Source organism: Streptococcus uberis, assembly GCF_900475595.1.
In the GTDB taxonomy this organism is placed as follows: Bacteria; Bacillota; Bacilli; order Lactobacillales; family Streptococcaceae; genus Streptococcus; species Streptococcus uberis.
In genome coordinates this window covers 1,294,489-1,311,142 of the sequence record NZ_LS483397.1, presented here as the reverse complement: position 1 = coordinate 1,311,142, position 16,654 = coordinate 1,294,489, and the positions used below count along the sequence as shown (strand labels likewise).

The following is a 16,654-nucleotide window of genomic DNA, read 5'->3' as shown; positions in this document are numbered from 1 at the left end:
AAATTACTTGACTTTTTTATTTAGAATAGTTATAATTAAGATGAATTAAATTGTTAGAAAAAATTCTAACTGGGGGGATATTTCAGTGACTTGGATAAAAGAACATCTTCACATCTTAGAGACGTTAACATGTTTACTTTTAATTTTAATTGGGTTACCATTATTATCATCACATGCTAGTTTAGCATCTGTCTGTTTCATATTAGCCTTTCTTATTGGAGGTTATGAATCAGCTAAAGCAGGTCTGGAAGATCTGTTTATTAATAAACATCTTTCAGTTGATGTTCTCATGATTCTTGCTGCTGTAGGAGCAGGTATAATAGGTTATTGGTTAGAAGGTGCCTTACTTATTTTTATTTTTTCACTTTCTAACACACTAGAAGAAATGGCAATGGAAAAAAGTAAAAATGCCATTGCTGCGCTGATGAATTTAACGCCTGACACAGCTCGTAAGATTCAAGAAGACGGTAATATTGTTGAAGTGGAAACTAAGGAGCTTAAAATTGGTGACAAACTGCACGTCAGAAAAGGTGAAGCAGTTCCAATTGATGGTGAATTATTAAGTGATTTTGGTCAATTTGACGAATCCATGGTTACAGGTGAACCAATAACCGTTGACAAAGTTAAAAAAGATGCCCTAATTGGAGGAACAATCAATGAAGGTCAAACCATTGAAATGCTTGTTACCGTTGAAAATGAAGATACCTTATTTGCCAAAATCGTTAACTTAGTAGAATCTGCACAAACACAAAAAAGCAAGACGGCTACTTTTATCGAAAATTTGGAAGATAACTATGTCAAGTTTGTCTTACTATTAGTACCAGCCTTCATTATTTTCTGTCATTTTGTTCTGGGTTGGACTTGGTTGTCTGCTTTTTACCGGGGAATGATTCTACTGACAGTAGCATCGCCGTGTGCTTTGATTGCTTCATCTACACCAGCTAGCTTATCTGCGATTAGCCGAGCTGCCAGAAAGGGCTTAGTCATCAAAGGTGGTGACATCATTGACAATATGGGTGATATAAAAGCGGTAGTCATGGATAAAACAGGTACATTAACGCAAGGAAAACCATCAGTTGTCGATACTCACTACATTGCTGAAAAAGAATTAGTTGATGCTATTGTTAAAACTGCCGAGGAAGCTTCAACCCATCCAATCTCAAAAGCCTTACTTGACCATACAGGCTCTATTGATCGTCTTCTTATTGATCAAGCTGAAGAAATTTCAGGAAAAGGTTTTGTTTTACACTACCTAGGTCAAGAATGGCGTATTGGAAAGAAATCCTTTATTTTAGAAGTTGTTGATCATGTTGACCACTTAGAAGAAGAAATTGCTAGACTCGAAGGTCAAGGTAAAACACTGATTTTTGTAAGCAGAGGATCAGACTTAGTAGCCTATTATGCCTTATTGGATGATATCAAAAAGGAATCCTTACAAGCTATTAAACAGTTACACGAATTAGGCATAAAAACGGTCATGTTAACAGGAGACCAAGAAAAAACAGCACTCTATGTTGCTGAAAAATTAGGCATCGACGATGTAGTGGCTAACTGTATGCCTCAGGATAAAGTAGAACGCCTTGCTGAAATAAAAGAAAAATATGGTTTTGTGGCTATGGTTGGAGATGGCATTAATGATGCTCCAGCTTTGGCACAAGCTGATGTTTCTTATGCTATTGGTTCTGGTACAGATATAGCTATGGAAAGTGCTGATAGTGTGATTATGGATGATTTGACTCGTATCCCATTTTCAATTAAATTGTCTAAAAAAATGAAGACTATTGTGAAACAAAATATTATTTTTGCACTCTCAGTGATTACACTACTCATATTAGCCAATGTTTTACAAGTTGTTAATCTGCCACTTGGAGTTGTTGGTCATGAAGGTTCAACCATTTTGGTTATTCTAAATGGCTTGCGCTTACTATCTTTTAAATAGTTTAGTAACTTGATAAAGTACCTGAAAGCGGTTATACTATTACTATAGAATTGTGAGGTAATAGTATATGTTTGAATTAGGGATAGAAGTAGTTATTATTGGGTTATTAATCTTTTCTCTTATTAAAATTGGATTATTCGTCTTTTTATCAGAGAAATTTTTACCAAAAGTTGCTCCTAAACCCTCAAAAAAACCTTCAAAAACTTATTACCTTAAAAAAGGTGATAGCACCATTGATCCCGCTCAAAAATATAAACGAGACTATTTTAGATAATAGTCTCGTTTTGTTATCTTATCCTATTTTTAAATATCAAAACAAGAGCTGTTCAAACCCATGATTTGCTATTTGGATTAATCTAAATAGTGGAGTTTACCGCGGAAGTCATCCAGTCTTTGATAGCCTTTTTCGACCATGATTTGTTTTAATTCCTCAGTGATTCGTGTAAATATTTCTGGTCCTTCTTCCTGTAAAGCTGTGCCTATCTGGACCATGCTTGCTCCACAAAGGATATGTTCAAAGGCATCTCGTCCAGACTTAACTCCACCTGTTCCAATAATTTGAATGGAAGGGTTGAGGCGTTGATAGAAAGCGTGGACATTAGCTAGTGCTGTAGGTTTGATGTAATCACCGCCGATACCGCCAAATCCATTTTTAGGTTTGATGATAACAGTCTCGTCATCAATAACGAGTCCATTACCGATTGAGTTAACAGAGTTTACGAATGCAAGAGGGAATTTGTTAAAGATTGCAGCGGCCTGATCGAAATGAATAATATCAAAATAAGGGGGTAACTTGACGCCTAATGGTTTTGTGTAGTATGAGAAAATCTCGGTTAAAAGTTGTTCTGTTGTTTCAAAATCGTAGGCAATTTGTGGTTTTCCGGGAACATTTGGACAAGATAAATTAAGTTCGACAAGTCCTTGGTAAGCGGAAGAGTGAAGGGTTTTAAGGATTGTGTGGGTATCTTCTGGTGAAAGGCCAACAACTGAGATGAAGTGATTTTTTGAATTTGCCTCTTTTTCTAAGTCAAGAACAACATCCAAGTAGTAATCGTAACCCATATTTGGTAGTCCCATGGAATTAATGGATCCAAGAGGAGTTGGTGAATAGCGGGGCTCCGGATTCCCTTCACGGGCTTCCAGGGTTCCAGTTTTAGTAACGAAGGAACCTGCAGCAGATGTTTCAATCTCCAATAATTCTTCTTTGCTCATACAATAAACACCGGCTGCGTTCATTAGGCAGTTGTCGAAGTTAAAACCAGCAATTTGAGTAGCAGTAGATACCATGATTTCCTCCAGAATTTAGACAAATTTTTTCTATTCTATCACTTGGACTAGGTCTTGGCAAGAAAAATCAGAAATAATGAGAAAAACCTATTCAAATTCCGAACTTTGAAACGCTTTCATTATCCTTGCATGCTCTTTTCAATTTTATCTGTTATGGACTAGCTTTTTTAGTCTAATTTTTGTAAAATAGTAACTGTAAAAAAGTTTTAAACCTTAAATAAAAGGAGATATTAACTAATGGTAAAATTGGTTTTCGCTCGCCATGGTGAGTCAGAATGGAATAAAGCTAACCTTTTCACTGGTTGGGCTGATGTTGATCTTTCAGAAAAAGGAACACAACAAGCTATTGATGCAGGTAAATTGATTAAAGAAGCTGGTATCGAATTTGACCTTGCTTTCACATCAGTTCTTAAACGTGCTATCAAAACAACTAACCTTGCTCTTGAATACTCTGATCAACTTTGGGTTCCAGTTGAAAAATCTTGGCGCTTAAACGAACGTCACTATGGTGGTTTAACTGGTAAAAATAAAGCAGAAGCTGCTGAACAATTTGGTGATGAACAAGTTCACATTTGGCGTCGTTCTTACGATGTTTTACCTCCAGATATGGCAAAAGATGATGAACACTCTGCTCACACAGATCGTCGTTATGCTCACTTAGATAGCTCTGTTATTCCAGATGCAGAAAATCTTAAAGTGACACTTGAGCGTGCCCTACCATTCTGGGAAGATAAAATTGCTCCAGCATTAGTTGATGGTAAAAATGTTTTCATTGGTGCACATGGTAACTCAATCCGCGCTCTTGTAAAACACATCAAGCGCTTAAATGATGACGAAATTATGGATGTTGAAATTCCTAACTTCCCACCACTCGTTTTCGAATTTGACGAAAAATTAAACGTTACTGCTGAGTACTATTTAGGCAAATAAGACGTGAAGGTTAAGTGAATGCTTAACCTTTTTTTGTCTCTTTTGGAATCTTGGACAATGTGATAAAATGTGAAGTAGTATCGATATGAAAGGTGATAAGGATGAAAGCTAAGCAACGTAGAGAAAGCTTATTAGAACTTTTAGAAAAAGAGACAGACACAATTTCTGCAACGCAATTGGCAAAGCTTTTAGGTGTTAGTCGCCAAGTCATCGTCGGTGATATTGCTCTTCTCAGAGCTTCGCAACATGATATTGTGTCGACACCGAAGGGTTACATCATGAAATCATCTCTCCAAACGAGTGCCTATACGGCAAGGATTGTCTGTCAACACTCAATGGAGGAAACCCAAATAGAACTTGAAATCATTATAAAGCATGGTGGGATTATCTCAACAGTTGAAGTAGAGCATCCCATTTATGGAATGTTGACAGCACCTTTAAATATTAAAAGTCAAGATGATATTACTGATTTTATGTCTAAGGTAAGACAATCTCAAGCTGAACTCCTTTCTTCATTAACAGATGGTCTCCATAGTCATTTGATTTCTTGCCAAAGTCAGGAAGATTTCCAAAAGATTAAAGCTGCATTGAAAAAAGTTGGTTTATTATATCACAGTTAAAAAACATTACAGGTGTCTTGACACCTGTAATGTTTTTTGTTTATAATAATGCAAAAGGAGATGAAATGACAAATCATAAACAAACGCAAACAATTGCTTACGCTTCTATTTTAGTAGCTTTTGGCATTATTATACCAATGATGATGCCAATTAAAGTTATCATTGGACCGGCTTCTTTTACTCTAGCAAGCCATGTTCCAATCTTTTTAGCAACCTTTATTTCTTTACCAGTTGCAATCTTTGTTAGTTTAGGAACTGCCTTGGGATTCTTTATGGCAGGTTTTCCTATTGTTATTGTATTTAGAGCTTTATCCCATATCCTCTTTGCGATAATAGCAGCAACCCTTTTAAGAAAACAGTCAAGTCTTTTAGAAAATCCTATTAAAGCTTTCCCTTTTGCTTTTGGCATTAATGTGATTCATGCTGCAGCAGAGTTTGCTGTTGTCTTATTGTTAACAAAAACTGCAAGCACTGACTCATCTTATATTTGGACAATCCTAGGCTTGGTAGGACTTGGCACATTGATACACGGAATTGTCGATTTTTACCTTTCCTTCTGGTTGTGGGATATCATGGTTCATAAACTCAATTTAAAGATTGCAAAACAATAAAAAAACAAGCTCTTCTATGGAAGGGCTTGCATTTTTTTGAAAAATTGTTATACTAGGAGTTGACTTTGTGAAAATGATAACTAGGAGTATTGGGATGAAATCACCAGAAGAAATTATTGAAAGCACTATTGCGATAGGACAGTATAAAGTTGCGAAACCATTTCGCGCAAAGGCTATTTTAGGGTTTATTGGTGGAGCAATGATTAGTTTAGGGTATTTACTCTATGTTAGAATTGCTGCTAGTGGTTTGGAAACATTTGGTGCTTTTTCGAGTATACTTGGTGCTTGTGCCTTTCCGATCGGCTTAATTATCATTTTGATGGCAGGTGGGGAGCTTATTACGGGTAATATGATGGCAGTATCTGCTAGTTTCTTTGCCAAAAAAATTTCACTCAATGACCTGCTTAAAAATTGGTTAGTGATTACCATTTTTAATCTTATTGGTGCCTTTTTCGTCGCTTATGTTTTTGGTCATTTCCTTGGCTTAACAGCAAGCGGTATTTTTAAGGAAGAAGTTATTGAAGTTGCTCATGCTAAAATAGCTGCCAATCCATTACAAGCCTTTGTTTCAGGAATTGGATGTAATTGGTTTGTGGGATTAGCTTTATGGTTAAATTATGGAGCCAAAGAAGCCAGTGGAAAATTGTTAGGCATTTGGTTTCCAGTGATGACATTTGTTGCCCTAGGCTTTCAGCATAGTGTCGCCAATGCCTTTGTCATTCCAGCTGCAATCTTTGAGAATGGTGCAACTTGGTTAGAATTTTTGGAAAACTTTTCACTTGTTTTTGCTGGAAATATTATTGGTGGTGCTATTTTTGTGAGTCTTTTTTATTATATTGCTTTCTACCATGCACATGACAATCATGATTAAAAACAAAAAAATCTAAAACTGAGAATGAATTCTCAGTTTTCTTTTTACGATTTATGATAAAATAGGAAAGGTAGTTTGTAAGGAGGTTATTGTCATTAAAAAAGAAAAACCATCATTTATCGTTAAAAAAAAGGCAAGTATACCTCATCGCATACACCTCTTATTTTTGATCATCGTTCTTTTGTTCATAGCACTTGTCTTGCGACTGTCACACATGCAAATTCAGAACAAAGCTTTTTATGATGCTAAATTAAAAGCATCAACAGTTTATAAAGTCAAAAATTCCAATCCAAGAGGTATGATTTTTGACTATAAAGGAAAAGTACTTGTTTCGAATGAATTAAAGGATGTGGTTTCCTATACCCGTAGTCCAAAAACGAGTGCAGCTGATTTAAAAAAATTGGCTAAGAAATTATCTCAGTATGTTACTTACACCGATAGTAAAGTCACATTAAGAGCAAAAAAAGACTATTATTTAGCTGATCCTAAAGTCTATGCCAAGGTTGTTGAAAAATTGCCAAAGGCCAAAAAAATGGATCAGTATGGTAATCGTCTTGCAGAATCTGTTATCTATAATAATGCTGTGGCTTCGCTGACAGAAAAAGAATTAACCTATTCTCCAGAGGAAGTTAAACAAATCTCAATATTCAATCAAATGAATGCGGCAGCCACATTCAATACCGTTTATCTAAGAACAGCTGATTTAACGGATCAAGAGATAGCTTATATCGTTGCCAATAAAGCGAAGTTGCCGGGCATTGCCATTTCGACAGATTGGAACCGCAAGGTTGAGGATGCCAGTCTCAACTCAATTATTGGTAAAGTCTCCAGTAAAGAGGCAGGTCTTCCTCGGGAAGATGCAGAGAGATACCTCAAAGAGGGATATTCCTTAAACGACCGTGTCGGTACTTCTTACCTAGAAAAAGCTTACGAAAAAGTGTTACAAGGTAAACATGACGTTAGAGAAATAAAGACCAATAAAAAAGGGAAAATTCTATCGGATAAGGTTACCTCAAAAGGCGCTAAAGGTAAAAATCTTAAACTAACCATTGATACTGATTTTCAAAATGGTGTGGATCAAATTGTCAGAAATTATTTTGATTCAGAAATATCTCAAGGTAAAGCAACCTATTCTGAAGGGGTCTATGCTGTTGCAATGAATCCAAAAACAGGCGCTGTTCTGGCTATGTCGGGCTTGTCTCGTGATTTGGATTCGGGGCAGATTCAAAAAAATGCTCTTGGGACCATCACCAATGTTTTCACGCCGGGTTCGGTTGTTAAGGGAGCCACCCTAACGGCAGGTTGGCAAAATGGTGTTATTTCAGGAAATCAAGTCTTAACAGATCAGCCAATCCAGTTTGGAAATTCAAAACCTATTAATTCATGGTTTACGGCAGGTCAACAAAATATAACTGCAACTCAAGCTTTGGAATACTCATCAAATACATATATGGTTCAAATAGCTCTTAAAATGATGGGGCAAGAGTATCATGTTGGTATGTCTTTGATGACTGACGGAATGAAAAAAGCTATGGAGGCATTACGATCGACCTTTTCTGAATTTGGTTTAGGAGTATCAACAGGTATTGATTTGCCTGGAGAATCACAAGGTTATGTGACCAAAGATTATACGGCTTCAAATGTTTTAACGGAAGCTTTTGGCCAGTTTGATAATTATACAACCCTTCAATTAGCCCAATATGTATCAACAATTGCCAATGGGGGACAAAGAATTGCACCTCATGTTGTTGATAGTATCTACGCTAATGATGGCACAAAGGGCTTAGGTAAATTAGAAAAGATACTGGAGCCAACTGTCCTCAATAAAGTCACCATTAGTTCAGAACAGTTAGCCATTCTGCAAGAAGGATTTTATCAGGTTGTCAACAGTTCAAGTCCATATGCAACGGGTAAAGGCTTGGTGGGTGGATCTGTGCCAATCAGTGCTAAAACCGGAACGGCTGAAACTTATGCCAAAGATAAAGAAGGAAATACAGTTGCTACTTTTAACTTGAATGTTGTGGCCTATGGTCCAAGTCAAGATCCTGAAGTAGCTGTTGCCATTATGTATCCTCATGCCAGTGATGCTTTAGCCAAATCGCATCAACAAATGGCTCGGGATATCATTAATTTATATATGGCAAATAAGGCAAAAACATAAAGGAGAGAAGCGTGTTATATCCAACACCAATAGCAAAACTTATTGATTCTTATTCAAAATTACCAGGAATTGGCATTAAAACGGCAACTCGATTAGCCTTCTATACAATCGGTATGAGTGATGAAGATGTTAATGACTTTGCCAAAAATTTATTGGCAGCCAAAAGAGAACTCACTTATTGCTCAGTGTGCGGAAATTTAACAGATGAGGATCCATGTTCCATTTGTACCGACCCTAGTCGAGATAAGAGCATGATATTGGTGGTTGAAGATTCAAAAGATGTTTCAGCCATGGAGAAGATACAGGAGTATCACGGCTATTATCATGTCTTACATGGTTTGATTTCTCCCATGAATGGGGTAGGTCCGGATGATATTAACCTGAAAACATTGATTACGCGTTTGATGGATAGTGATGTTTCAGAAGTTATTGTTGCTACAAATGCTACGGCTGATGGGGAAGCCACTTCTATGTATATTTCTAGAGTCCTAAAACCAGCAGGTATAAAAGTAACGCGCTTAGCTCGTGGACTTGCAGTTGGTTCTGATATTGAATATGCTGATGAAGTTACTTTACTTCGAGCAATTGAAAACCGAACAGAACTCTAATGAGGGCAAGGCTATTTTACTAGTCTTGTCTTTTTTTGAGAATGAGAGTGTTGCAAAAATTATGGGAAATGATTTTGAAATGAATTCTTATTTTTGTTATAATTAATAGAAATTCAATTCAGATAGGAAGCATTAACATGTCTAAACAAACCATTGTTTTACTTTATGGAGGACGTTCTGCTGAGAGAGAAGTATCAGTTCTTTCGGCAGAAAGCATCATGAGAGCTATTAATTATGATAAGTTCCATGTCAAAACTTATTTCATTTCACAAGCAGGTGATTTTTACAAAACACAAGAATTTACTGTTCAACCAAGTGAGTCTGAAAAATTAATGACCAATGCTAGCTTGGATGCGTCATTAAAAATCAAGGCAAGTGATATTTATGAAGATAAAGCAGTTGTCTTTCCTTTGTTACATGGTCCAATGGGAGAAGATGGCTCAATTCAAGGTTTCCTTGAAATCCTAAAAATGCCTTATGTCGGTACCAATATTTTATCTTCCAGTGTCGCAATGGATAAGATTACCACTAAGCGAGTTTTGGAATCAGCAGGTATTCCACAAGTTAACTACACCGTCTATATTGAAGGTAATGACTTGGAAGACTGTATCACTGAAACACTTGAGACATTAAGCTTTCCAATTTTTGTGAAACCAGCAAATATGGGGTCTTCAGTTGGAATTTCAAAAGCAGAATCAATTGAAGGCTTAAGAGAAGCTATTGCATTAGCTTTAAAATATGATAGTCGTATTTTAATTGAACAAGGAGTCGTAGCACGTGAGATTGAAGTTGGCTTATTAGGAAATACGAAAGTAGCATCAACTCTACCTGGTGAAGTCATCAAAGATGTTGCCTTCTATGACTATCAAGCCAAATACATAGATAATAAGATAAGTATGGCTATTCCCGCGACGATTGATGAAGGCATTACATCACAAATGAGATATTTTGCAGAACAAGCTTTTAAAGCTATTGGAGCATGTGGTTTGTCTCGCTGTGATTTCTTTTTAGCGGAGGATGGCAACCTATATCTCAATGAATTGAATACTATGCCTGGATTCACTCAGTGGTCCATGTATCCCTTATTATGGGATAATATGGGATTGTCATACTCTGATCTCATTGAAGAATTAGTGTCATTAGCTGAGGAAATGTTCCAAAAACGTGAAAGTCATTTAATCTAGAAGAAAAAGAACAAAGTGGGGATGACACTTTGTTCTTTTTTATAGAGCTGACAGTTTCTTGATTTCTGGGATTCGTTGAAGAGGAGGTATGAGGAACATGGTTAAAAGAACGCGTAACGGTATCTCAAAAATCTTGAACCATCTTCCCGCAGCATATTGGGCCCAGAAAGGAACATGAAAATAAATCTGAATCAATAGGGGAGTTATCAGAAATGTTGAAAATAGCATGATAACAAGCGTCACAGCTGACACATAGATCCAATCCTTTTTTTGATTTGACCGCAATGGTCTTTTATAGAAAAAGAAACCATAAAGGAGTCCCTGAAAAGCCTCCATAACTGTCCACCAAATGATAAAATGGCTAGTGCCCCCCATTAAGCTATCAATCAAATCGATCATTGCTAAGGTGATAAAAGACCAAAAAGGTCCAGCGATTATCCCAATGACAGTATTGACAATAAAGGTAAAACTAATCACTAATTGATTTGGGATGATGGAAACTGAAAATTTACTAACAATGACTGCTAATGCTATTAACATCGCTAAAGTTACTAATCGTTGGACAGTCAATTTTGGAAAATAGAGTTGTTTTGGCATATGTGCTCCTTCTTTAAAATGTGGAGCTGTTAATGACTTAACAGCGGATGCGATGATTTACCGCGCAATAAGCTTCGTTATGTGACGACATCCCATTCACATACACTTAACGCAAACCATCTACTCTGTCAGAAAGTATGGAAAATCACTTTCTGAGAAAAATTATAGCATAATTCAACTGTCTTGAAAATGACGGAATATTGATCGAAAATGTGGTATAATAGGAACAAAGAATTTAACAAAGTGTTCAATTTAGAAGGAATGATTATGAAACTATCACTGTATGAAGTTGCAAAAGTTGTGGAGGCTCAAAATTCTCTTTCCGAATTTGACGACGTTCCCCTGAACCAAATCGAATTCGATAGTCGTAAAATTACCAAGGGCGATCTTTTTTTGCCATTAAAAGGTGAAAGAGATGGCCATGATTTTATTGATATGGCATTTGAAAATGGTGCGGTAGCAACTTTTTCAGAAAAAGAGATCCCAGGAAAACCATACTTGTTGGTTAAGGATTGCTTAAAAGCCTTCCAAATGTTAGCACAATATTATATTGAAAAGATGCGACTTGATGTTATTGCAGTTACTGGGTCAAATGGAAAAACCAGTACTAAAGATATGATTGAGGCTGTGCTAGCAACGACCTATAAGACTTATAAAACTCAAGGTAACTACAATAATGAAATTGGATTACCTTATACTGTTTTACACATGCCAGAGGATACTGAAAAAATTGTCCTTGAGATGGGACAAGATCATATGGGGGATATCCATCTCTTATCAGAAATCGCCAAACCTCATATTGCAGTCGTGACCTTAATTGGGGAAGCGCATCTCGAATTTTTTGGAAGTCGTGAAAAAATTGCAGAAGGTAAGATGCAAATTATTGATGGTATGGATTCTCATGGCATTTTAATCGCTCCAGGTGATCCTATTATCGATCCTTATTTACCCGAAAATCAAATGTTGATTCGTTTTGGTGACAATCAAGAGATATACGTTAAAGATATTCAGGAAAGGAAAAACAGTCTAACCTTTACAACAAATGTTTTAGACCGAGCAATCACTTTACCACTCTCTGGGAAATACAACGCAAGCAATGCCATGATTGCAGCATATGTTGGAAAATTGTTGGCGGTTGAAGATGACGATATTATTGAAGCTTTAGAAAACATTCAATTGACCAAAAACAGAACAGAATGGAAAAAAGCAGCTAATGGTGCAGATATCTTATCAGATGTCTATAATGCAAATCCAACAGCAATGCGATTAATTTTAGAAAGCTTTTCAAGCTTAACTCCTGAAAATCAAGGGAAAAAAATAGCAGTGCTAGCGGATATGAAAGAGCTAGGCCCAAAATCTGTCGAGCTGCATCAACAAATAATTACTGCTTTAAGTCCCGATAAAATAGATCATTTGGTTTTTTACGGAAATGATATTGAGTCTTTAGCTCAACTTGCTAGTCAAATGTATCCCATTGGGAAAGTTTACTTTTTTAAAAAGACAGAGGACCAAGATCAATTTGATGCTATGGCAAATCACGTGAAAGAAATATTAGAAGCTAATGACTATCTTTTATTAAAAGGAAGCAACTCTATGCATTTAGACCAGTTAGTGGAACAATTGGTTGGGAATGCCTGAAAGTAAATTCATAAATAATCCAAGGATTTCATTTATCATCTTGTTCTAAAAATAAGATTAAGGTATAATGAGAAATCGAGAAAGGATTATTTATGAATTTTTTTAGTTTACAAGAAGGTTTTATTCCACACTTATCAATTCCTTTTTATCTGATGACACTGTTAATCTGTCCATTTTTGATTTATTTAAGTTTCAAATACCATAAAGTTGTTGCTTTTAAGAACTTTTTTCTCATCTTACAAGCAAGTCAGTTGATAAGCTTATATGGTTGGTATATCATGAGAGGTTTTCCTTTGCAGGAAGCCTTGCCCTTATACCATTGCAGAATTGGTATGCTTGCCATTTTTTTACTACCAAATAAAACAGTGTTAAAACAACTGTTTATGTTATTAGGGGTAGCAGGCCCTATTTTGGCAGTCTTATCACCTGACTTATATCCTTATCCTCTCTTTCATGCGACCAATGTTGCCTTTTATCTTGGACACTATGCCCTACTCGTAAATGCCCTTATATATTTGCAAGATAACTACGACGACACATTGTCATCAAAAAGACAATTTTTAAATCGACTAGCTATCATTAATTTATCATTAGTTATTATTAACAGTTTGACTAAGGGAAACTACGGTTTTTTAAAAGAAGTCCCTATCATACATAGCCACCATCTGTTCATCAATTTCTTCCTAGTGACTTTTGGTTTACTCTTAATGGCAAAGCTAGTAGAAGTAACCTTTATCAGCTATGCTAATGTCCATTCCAGAAAAATAAGTCAAGGGCTAAAAGTGTAAGACATTGCGAAAGGTTTTAAAATTAGCTATAATGAAAGAGTTGTTTTAGAGGAAAAGATGAAGTGATCCTCGTCTTACACGATAAAAAGGAAATAAGAGTTCAAGGAAAATATATGTCAATACAAGAAGAAATTAAAAAAAGAAGAACATTTGCTATCATCAGTCACCCAGATGCTGGTAAAACAACCATTACAGAACAACTTCTTTATTTTGGTGGGGAAATCAGAGAAGCTGGTACTGTAAAAGGAAAGAAATCAGGAACATTTGCCAAATCGGACTGGATGGATATTGAAAAACAACGTGGTATCTCAGTAACCTCGTCTGTTATGCAGTTTGATTATGCTGGAAAACGGGTCAATATCCTAGATACCCCAGGACACGAGGATTTCTCTGAAGATACTTACCGTACCTTAATGGCAGTAGATGCCGCAGTTATGGTTGTCGATTCGGCTAAAGGGATTGAAGCACAGACCAAAAAACTTTTCGAAGTTGTCAAGCATCGTGGCATTCCAGTTTTTACGTTTATCAACAAGTTAGACCGAGATGGTCGTGAGCCTCTTGAACTTTTAGAAGAATTAGAAGAGGTATTGGGCATCGCATCGTTCCCAATGAATTGGCCGATTGGTATGGGAAAAGCCTTTGAGGGACTATATGATTTACATAACAATCGTCTTGAACTGTACAAAGGTGAGAACCGTTTTGCAGATCTAGAAGAAGGTGCAAAACTTTTTGCCAATAACCCCTTTTATGAACAGGTCTTGGATGATATTGAGCTACTGCAAGAGGCTGGTAATGAATTCTCTGAGGAAGCTATTTTGTCAGGTGAGTTAACCCCTGTCTTTTTTGGCTCAGCCTTGACCAATTTTGGTGTGCAGACATTCCTTGATACCTTCTTGGAATTTGCACCCGAGCCGCACGGCCATAAAACAAAAGAGGGCCAAATGATTGATCCTTTAGAAAAAGATTTTTCAGGCTTTGTCTTTAAGATCCAAGCGAATATGGATCCACGTCATCGTGACCGTATTGCCTTTGTCAGAATTGTTTCTGGTGAGTTTGTCAAAGGGATGGGGGTCAATTTAACCCGGACAGGAAAAGGTGCAAAACTGTCAAATGTGACTCAGTTTATGGCTGAATCCCGAGAAAATGTTCAAAATGCCGTTGCTGGAGATATTATTGGAGTATACGATACAGGGACCTATCAAGTAGGGGATACCTTAACTGTTGGGAAACATAAATTTGAATTTGAGCCTTTGCCAACCTTTACTCCGGAACTCTTTATGAAAGTGTCTCCGAAAAATGTTATGAAACAAAAATCATTCCATAAAGGAATGGAACAATTGGTTCAAGAAGGGGCAGTTCAACTTTATCGTAATTACCAAACGGGTGAGTACATGTTAGGTGCCGTCGGTCAACTTCAGTTTGAGGTCTTCAAGCACCGAATGGAAGGTGAATACAATGCGGAAGTGATCATGACTCCTATGGGTAAAAAGACTGTACGTTGGATAAAAGAAGAGGACCTAGATCAGCGTATGTCATCAAGTCGTAATATTTTGGCTAAGGATCGATTTGACCAACCCGTTTTCTTATTTGAAAATGATTTTGCCCTTCGTTGGTTCGCTGATAAGTATCCAGATGTTCAACTCGAAGAAAAAATGTAATGAAATTAAAAGCTAAACATTAGAGTTTAGCTTTTTTTTTTGTGACTTTAGATTACTATGAAATAACTTTTTGTGACTTTAGATTACTATTAAATAACTTTTTATTTCTAAAGTGTTACAAAAGTGTTGCAAATTAAACTTTAAGTGCTATAATGAAGATGAAATAAAGAAAAAAAGACATTAGGAGTTCTAACATGAAAAAAAGATTAATAATTACTCTTTCATTACTTGTATTTATTTTATGCCTATTTTTCGCTTTTAATATCTTATCATCGAATTCTCAAGAAACAGAAGCAAAAAAAGAATTTGGACAAACACAAGTTAAAAAAACGAAAAGCAAAAAAGAGACATCAGCCATCAGTGAGGAAGAAGCTAGTGCAAATAAGTCTGAAACGTCAAAGACCAGTGAACAAAATTCTAGTCCAACAGCTCCAACAAACAGTCAGGAAAGTAATCCCCAAATAAGTAATTCTACTAGTGGGACAGAAAATGAGAAGACGACTTCAACTCAAGAATTGCTAACGAGTTTACAAAAACGTGACTTTTCACCAATTGCTGGAACTTGGAAAAATGATTTAGGGGAAGTCCTAATTATTGCTGCTGACGGCAGTTTCACACTTGACTACAAACAGACGAATGGTACAGTAACTAGAGGTCAAGACAAAATTGGTAATGGATATATCCATGAAAATTGTTACCTTGCTAGTATAACGGGGGCAGGCTTATTGGTTACACCAGCTGGAGTGAAAAATGCCCATATAGGTACTGTCTATAATCAAGATTCCATCACAATGGGGCAATCCATAGAAACTGATAAACATCCATTTTTTAAACAGTAATGGAGAGAAGTCCTATTTGAAAATGAAACAATAGGATAATAAGGAGCGAAAAAATGAAAAAGAAAATTATGATTAGTGCAGTAGTTCTAACATTGGCGTGTTCAAGTATTCTTTGCCTTGGTCAAGATCAAGAGAGTGCTCAAGAACAATTCAACAACAAAGCTATTCCAGTCAGTTATCAAAAAGCCGCAAGTAAAGCAGGTGTAAAGGATAGTCAAAAAGTTGACGGTAAAAAAGCTACAACTTCCAGTCTTAAAAATAATATTATTCTCCCACAAGTAGAGCAAGTTGTAGCAGTCCAAGGCTCAGAAAATCAAACTCTAAATAGCGAGACTGTTAGTCAAGCAAATGTTGTTTCAGAAAAAACTACTATAGATACCTCCACAGTTGTAGTACCAGAAACGAAGCCAAGTGGAATTGCTGAAAAGGCACAAACAAATGCAAGTGCCGAAACTAGCACAACTAGTCAAAGCCAAGATGTGGCAGATAAATCTCTTGTTACACCAACCCTTTTACCAATACCTGCTGCTTTGGTTGGGACTTGGAGTGTTCAGCCAGATCCTGATTGGTTAGTAACAATTACGATCTCAGCAGATGGAACTGTTACACGGGTAGACAAGTCGTCAGGATATGTCCATTATGCTCAACCGCAAAGTGCCTATTTTAATGGTGTTTATGATCGTGGCAATGGCTACTATGAGTTAGTCGGTAATAATGGCTATAACCAAGCAATTATGATTCCTGGCGGTATTGGTGGGGCTAATATCAAATATACCTTTGGTTTTCATCTTGAAGGGACAAGTATGGTTCCGGTTTTGTGGCAAACAGGAGAACATTCAGAATTTGATTTTTCTTACCCTTTAGGTGGCCTTGGTTTGGTTAAACAATAATAAAAGAGAGACTTCTTGGTAGAAGTCTCTCTT

At 36.5% G+C, this 16,654-nt stretch carries 16 protein-coding genes and 1 riboswitch; of the genes, 14 read left to right on the top strand and 2 right to left on the bottom strand.

Features of this window, described 5'->3' with window-relative positions; translation table 11 throughout:
* The first annotated feature begins 85 nt into the window (after window positions 1–85).
* Both DQM95_RS06780 and DQM95_RS06775 read left to right on the top strand, forming a co-directional pair.
* Window positions 86–1,939: a heavy metal translocating P-type ATPase gene (locus tag DQM95_RS06780; RefSeq protein WP_037591793.1), complete on the top strand. Its 1,854-nt coding sequence runs from the start codon at window positions 86–88 to the stop codon at window positions 1,937–1,939.
* 67 nt (window positions 1,940–2,006) lie between these two features.
* Window positions 2,007–2,213: a hypothetical protein gene (locus tag DQM95_RS06775; RefSeq protein ID WP_037591795.1), complete on the top strand. Its 207-nt coding sequence runs from the start codon at window positions 2,007–2,009 to the stop codon at window positions 2,211–2,213.
* Window positions 2,214–2,290: 77 nt separating this feature from the next.
* Here DQM95_RS06775 and DQM95_RS06770 read toward each other — a convergent pair whose 3' ends face one another.
* The gene (locus DQM95_RS06770; RefSeq protein WP_037591796.1) at window positions 2,291–3,226 is read right to left on the bottom strand and encodes a dihydroorotate oxidase; all 936 of its coding nucleotides are present in this window, start codon (window positions 3,224–3,226) and stop codon (window positions 2,291–2,293) included.
* A 237-nt stretch (window positions 3,227–3,463) separates the two neighbouring features.
* On the opposite strand from DQM95_RS06770, the gene DQM95_RS06765 reads away from it, so the two are divergent.
* The 7 genes from DQM95_RS06765 (at window position 3,464) to DQM95_RS06735 (ending at window position 10,211) form a co-directional block, all read left to right on the top strand.
* A complete protein-coding gene (locus DQM95_RS06765; protein WP_012658737.1) occupies window positions 3,464–4,156 on the top strand; it encodes a phosphoglycerate mutase in 693 nt (230 codons plus the stop codon).
* Between the two features lie 101 nt (window positions 4,157–4,257).
* Window positions 4,258–4,776, top strand: a complete 519-nt coding sequence (locus DQM95_RS06760) for a transcription repressor NadR (protein ID WP_012658736.1) — start codon at window positions 4,258–4,260, stop codon at window positions 4,774–4,776.
* Between the two features lie 65 nt (window positions 4,777–4,841).
* Entirely contained in the window at window positions 4,842–5,387 is a 546-nt protein-coding gene (locus tag DQM95_RS06755; RefSeq protein WP_037591797.1) for a hypothetical protein, read from the top strand.
* A 94-nt stretch (window positions 5,388–5,481) separates the two neighbouring features.
* Entirely contained in the window at window positions 5,482–6,258 is a 777-nt protein-coding gene (locus DQM95_RS06750; RefSeq protein ID WP_046391469.1) for a formate/nitrite transporter family protein, read from the top strand.
* An 88-nt stretch (window positions 6,259–6,346) separates the two neighbouring features.
* The gene (gene pbp2b, locus DQM95_RS06745) at window positions 6,347–8,419 is read left to right on the top strand and encodes a penicillin-binding protein PBP2B (protein WP_046391468.1); all 2,073 of its coding nucleotides are present in this window, start codon (window positions 6,347–6,349) and stop codon (window positions 8,417–8,419) included.
* A gap of 11 nt (window positions 8,420–8,430) precedes the next feature.
* Entirely contained in the window at window positions 8,431–9,027 is a 597-nt protein-coding gene (gene recR, locus DQM95_RS06740) for a recombination mediator RecR (RefSeq protein WP_012658733.1), read from the top strand.
* 137 nt (window positions 9,028–9,164) lie between these two features.
* The gene (locus tag DQM95_RS06735; RefSeq protein WP_037591800.1) at window positions 9,165–10,211 is read left to right on the top strand and encodes a D-alanine--D-alanine ligase; all 1,047 of its coding nucleotides are present in this window, start codon (window positions 9,165–9,167) and stop codon (window positions 10,209–10,211) included.
* A 39-nt stretch (window positions 10,212–10,250) separates the two neighbouring features.
* Here the strand turns inward: DQM95_RS06735 and DQM95_RS06730 are convergent, their stop codons facing one another.
* Complete coding sequence (locus tag DQM95_RS06730) at window positions 10,251–10,808, bottom strand: folate family ECF transporter S component (protein WP_012658731.1); 558 nt, start codon at window positions 10,806–10,808, stop codon at window positions 10,251–10,253.
* Between the two features lie 39 nt (window positions 10,809–10,847).
* Window positions 10,848–10,938, bottom strand: a riboswitch (THF riboswitch).
* A gap of 137 nt (window positions 10,939–11,075) precedes the next feature.
* Between DQM95_RS06730 and DQM95_RS06725 the strand changes: the two genes are divergently transcribed.
* The 5 genes from DQM95_RS06725 (at window position 11,076) to DQM95_RS06705 (ending at window position 16,621) form a co-directional block, all read left to right on the top strand.
* Complete coding sequence (locus DQM95_RS06725) at window positions 11,076–12,446, top strand: UDP-N-acetylmuramoyl-tripeptide--D-alanyl-D-alanine ligase (protein ID WP_012658730.1); 1,371 nt, start codon at window positions 11,076–11,078, stop codon at window positions 12,444–12,446.
* 92 nt (window positions 12,447–12,538) lie between these two features.
* Complete coding sequence (locus tag DQM95_RS06720; protein WP_012658729.1) at window positions 12,539–13,234, top strand: TMEM164-related integral membrane acyltransferase; 696 nt, start codon at window positions 12,539–12,541, stop codon at window positions 13,232–13,234.
* Between the two features lie 113 nt (window positions 13,235–13,347).
* Entirely contained in the window at window positions 13,348–14,892 is a 1,545-nt protein-coding gene (locus tag DQM95_RS06715; RefSeq protein WP_012658728.1) for a peptide chain release factor 3, read from the top strand.
* A gap of 194 nt (window positions 14,893–15,086) precedes the next feature.
* Window positions 15,087–15,731, top strand: coding sequence for a DUF6287 domain-containing protein (locus DQM95_RS06710; RefSeq protein ID WP_111685981.1), 645 nt, complete (start codon window positions 15,087–15,089; stop codon window positions 15,729–15,731).
* A gap of 53 nt (window positions 15,732–15,784) precedes the next feature.
* Window positions 15,785–16,621, top strand: a complete 837-nt coding sequence (locus DQM95_RS06705; RefSeq protein ID WP_037591801.1) for a hypothetical protein — start codon at window positions 15,785–15,787, stop codon at window positions 16,619–16,621.
* Window positions 16,622–16,654: the final 33 nt, after the last annotated feature.

Excerpts from the sequence above, each read along its gene's own strand:
- DQM95_RS06725 (WP_012658730.1), top strand. The coding sequence starts at position 11,076 with ATGAAACTATCACTGTATGAAGTTGCAAAAGTTGTGGAGGCTCAAAAT.
- DQM95_RS06760 (WP_012658736.1), top strand. The coding sequence starts at position 4,258 with ATGAAAGCTAAGCAACGTAGAGAAAGCTTATTAGAACTTTTAGAAAAA.
- DQM95_RS06715 (WP_012658728.1), top strand. The coding sequence starts at position 13,348 with ATGTCAATACAAGAAGAAATTAAAAAAAGAAGAACATTTGCTATCATC.
- DQM95_RS06770 (WP_037591796.1), bottom strand. The coding sequence starts at position 3,226 with ATGGTATCTACTGCTACTCAAATTGCTGGTTTTAACTTCGACAACTGC.
- DQM95_RS06765 (WP_012658737.1), top strand. The coding sequence starts at position 3,464 with ATGGTAAAATTGGTTTTCGCTCGCCATGGTGAGTCAGAATGGAATAAA.
- DQM95_RS06755 (WP_037591797.1), top strand. The coding sequence starts at position 4,842 with ATGACAAATCATAAACAAACGCAAACAATTGCTTACGCTTCTATTTTA.
- DQM95_RS06705 (WP_037591801.1), top strand. The coding sequence starts at position 15,785 with ATGAAAAAGAAAATTATGATTAGTGCAGTAGTTCTAACATTGGCGTGT.
- DQM95_RS06720 (WP_012658729.1), top strand. The coding sequence starts at position 12,539 with ATGAATTTTTTTAGTTTACAAGAAGGTTTTATTCCACACTTATCAATT.
- DQM95_RS06775 (WP_037591795.1), top strand. The coding sequence starts at position 2,007 with ATGTTTGAATTAGGGATAGAAGTAGTTATTATTGGGTTATTAATCTTT.
- DQM95_RS06730 (WP_012658731.1), bottom strand. The coding sequence starts at position 10,808 with ATGCCAAAACAACTCTATTTTCCAAAATTGACTGTCCAACGATTAGTA.
- DQM95_RS06750 (WP_046391469.1), top strand. The coding sequence starts at position 5,482 with ATGAAATCACCAGAAGAAATTATTGAAAGCACTATTGCGATAGGACAG.
- DQM95_RS06710 (WP_111685981.1), top strand. The coding sequence starts at position 15,087 with ATGAAAAAAAGATTAATAATTACTCTTTCATTACTTGTATTTATTTTA.
- DQM95_RS06735 (WP_037591800.1), top strand. The coding sequence starts at position 9,165 with ATGTCTAAACAAACCATTGTTTTACTTTATGGAGGACGTTCTGCTGAG.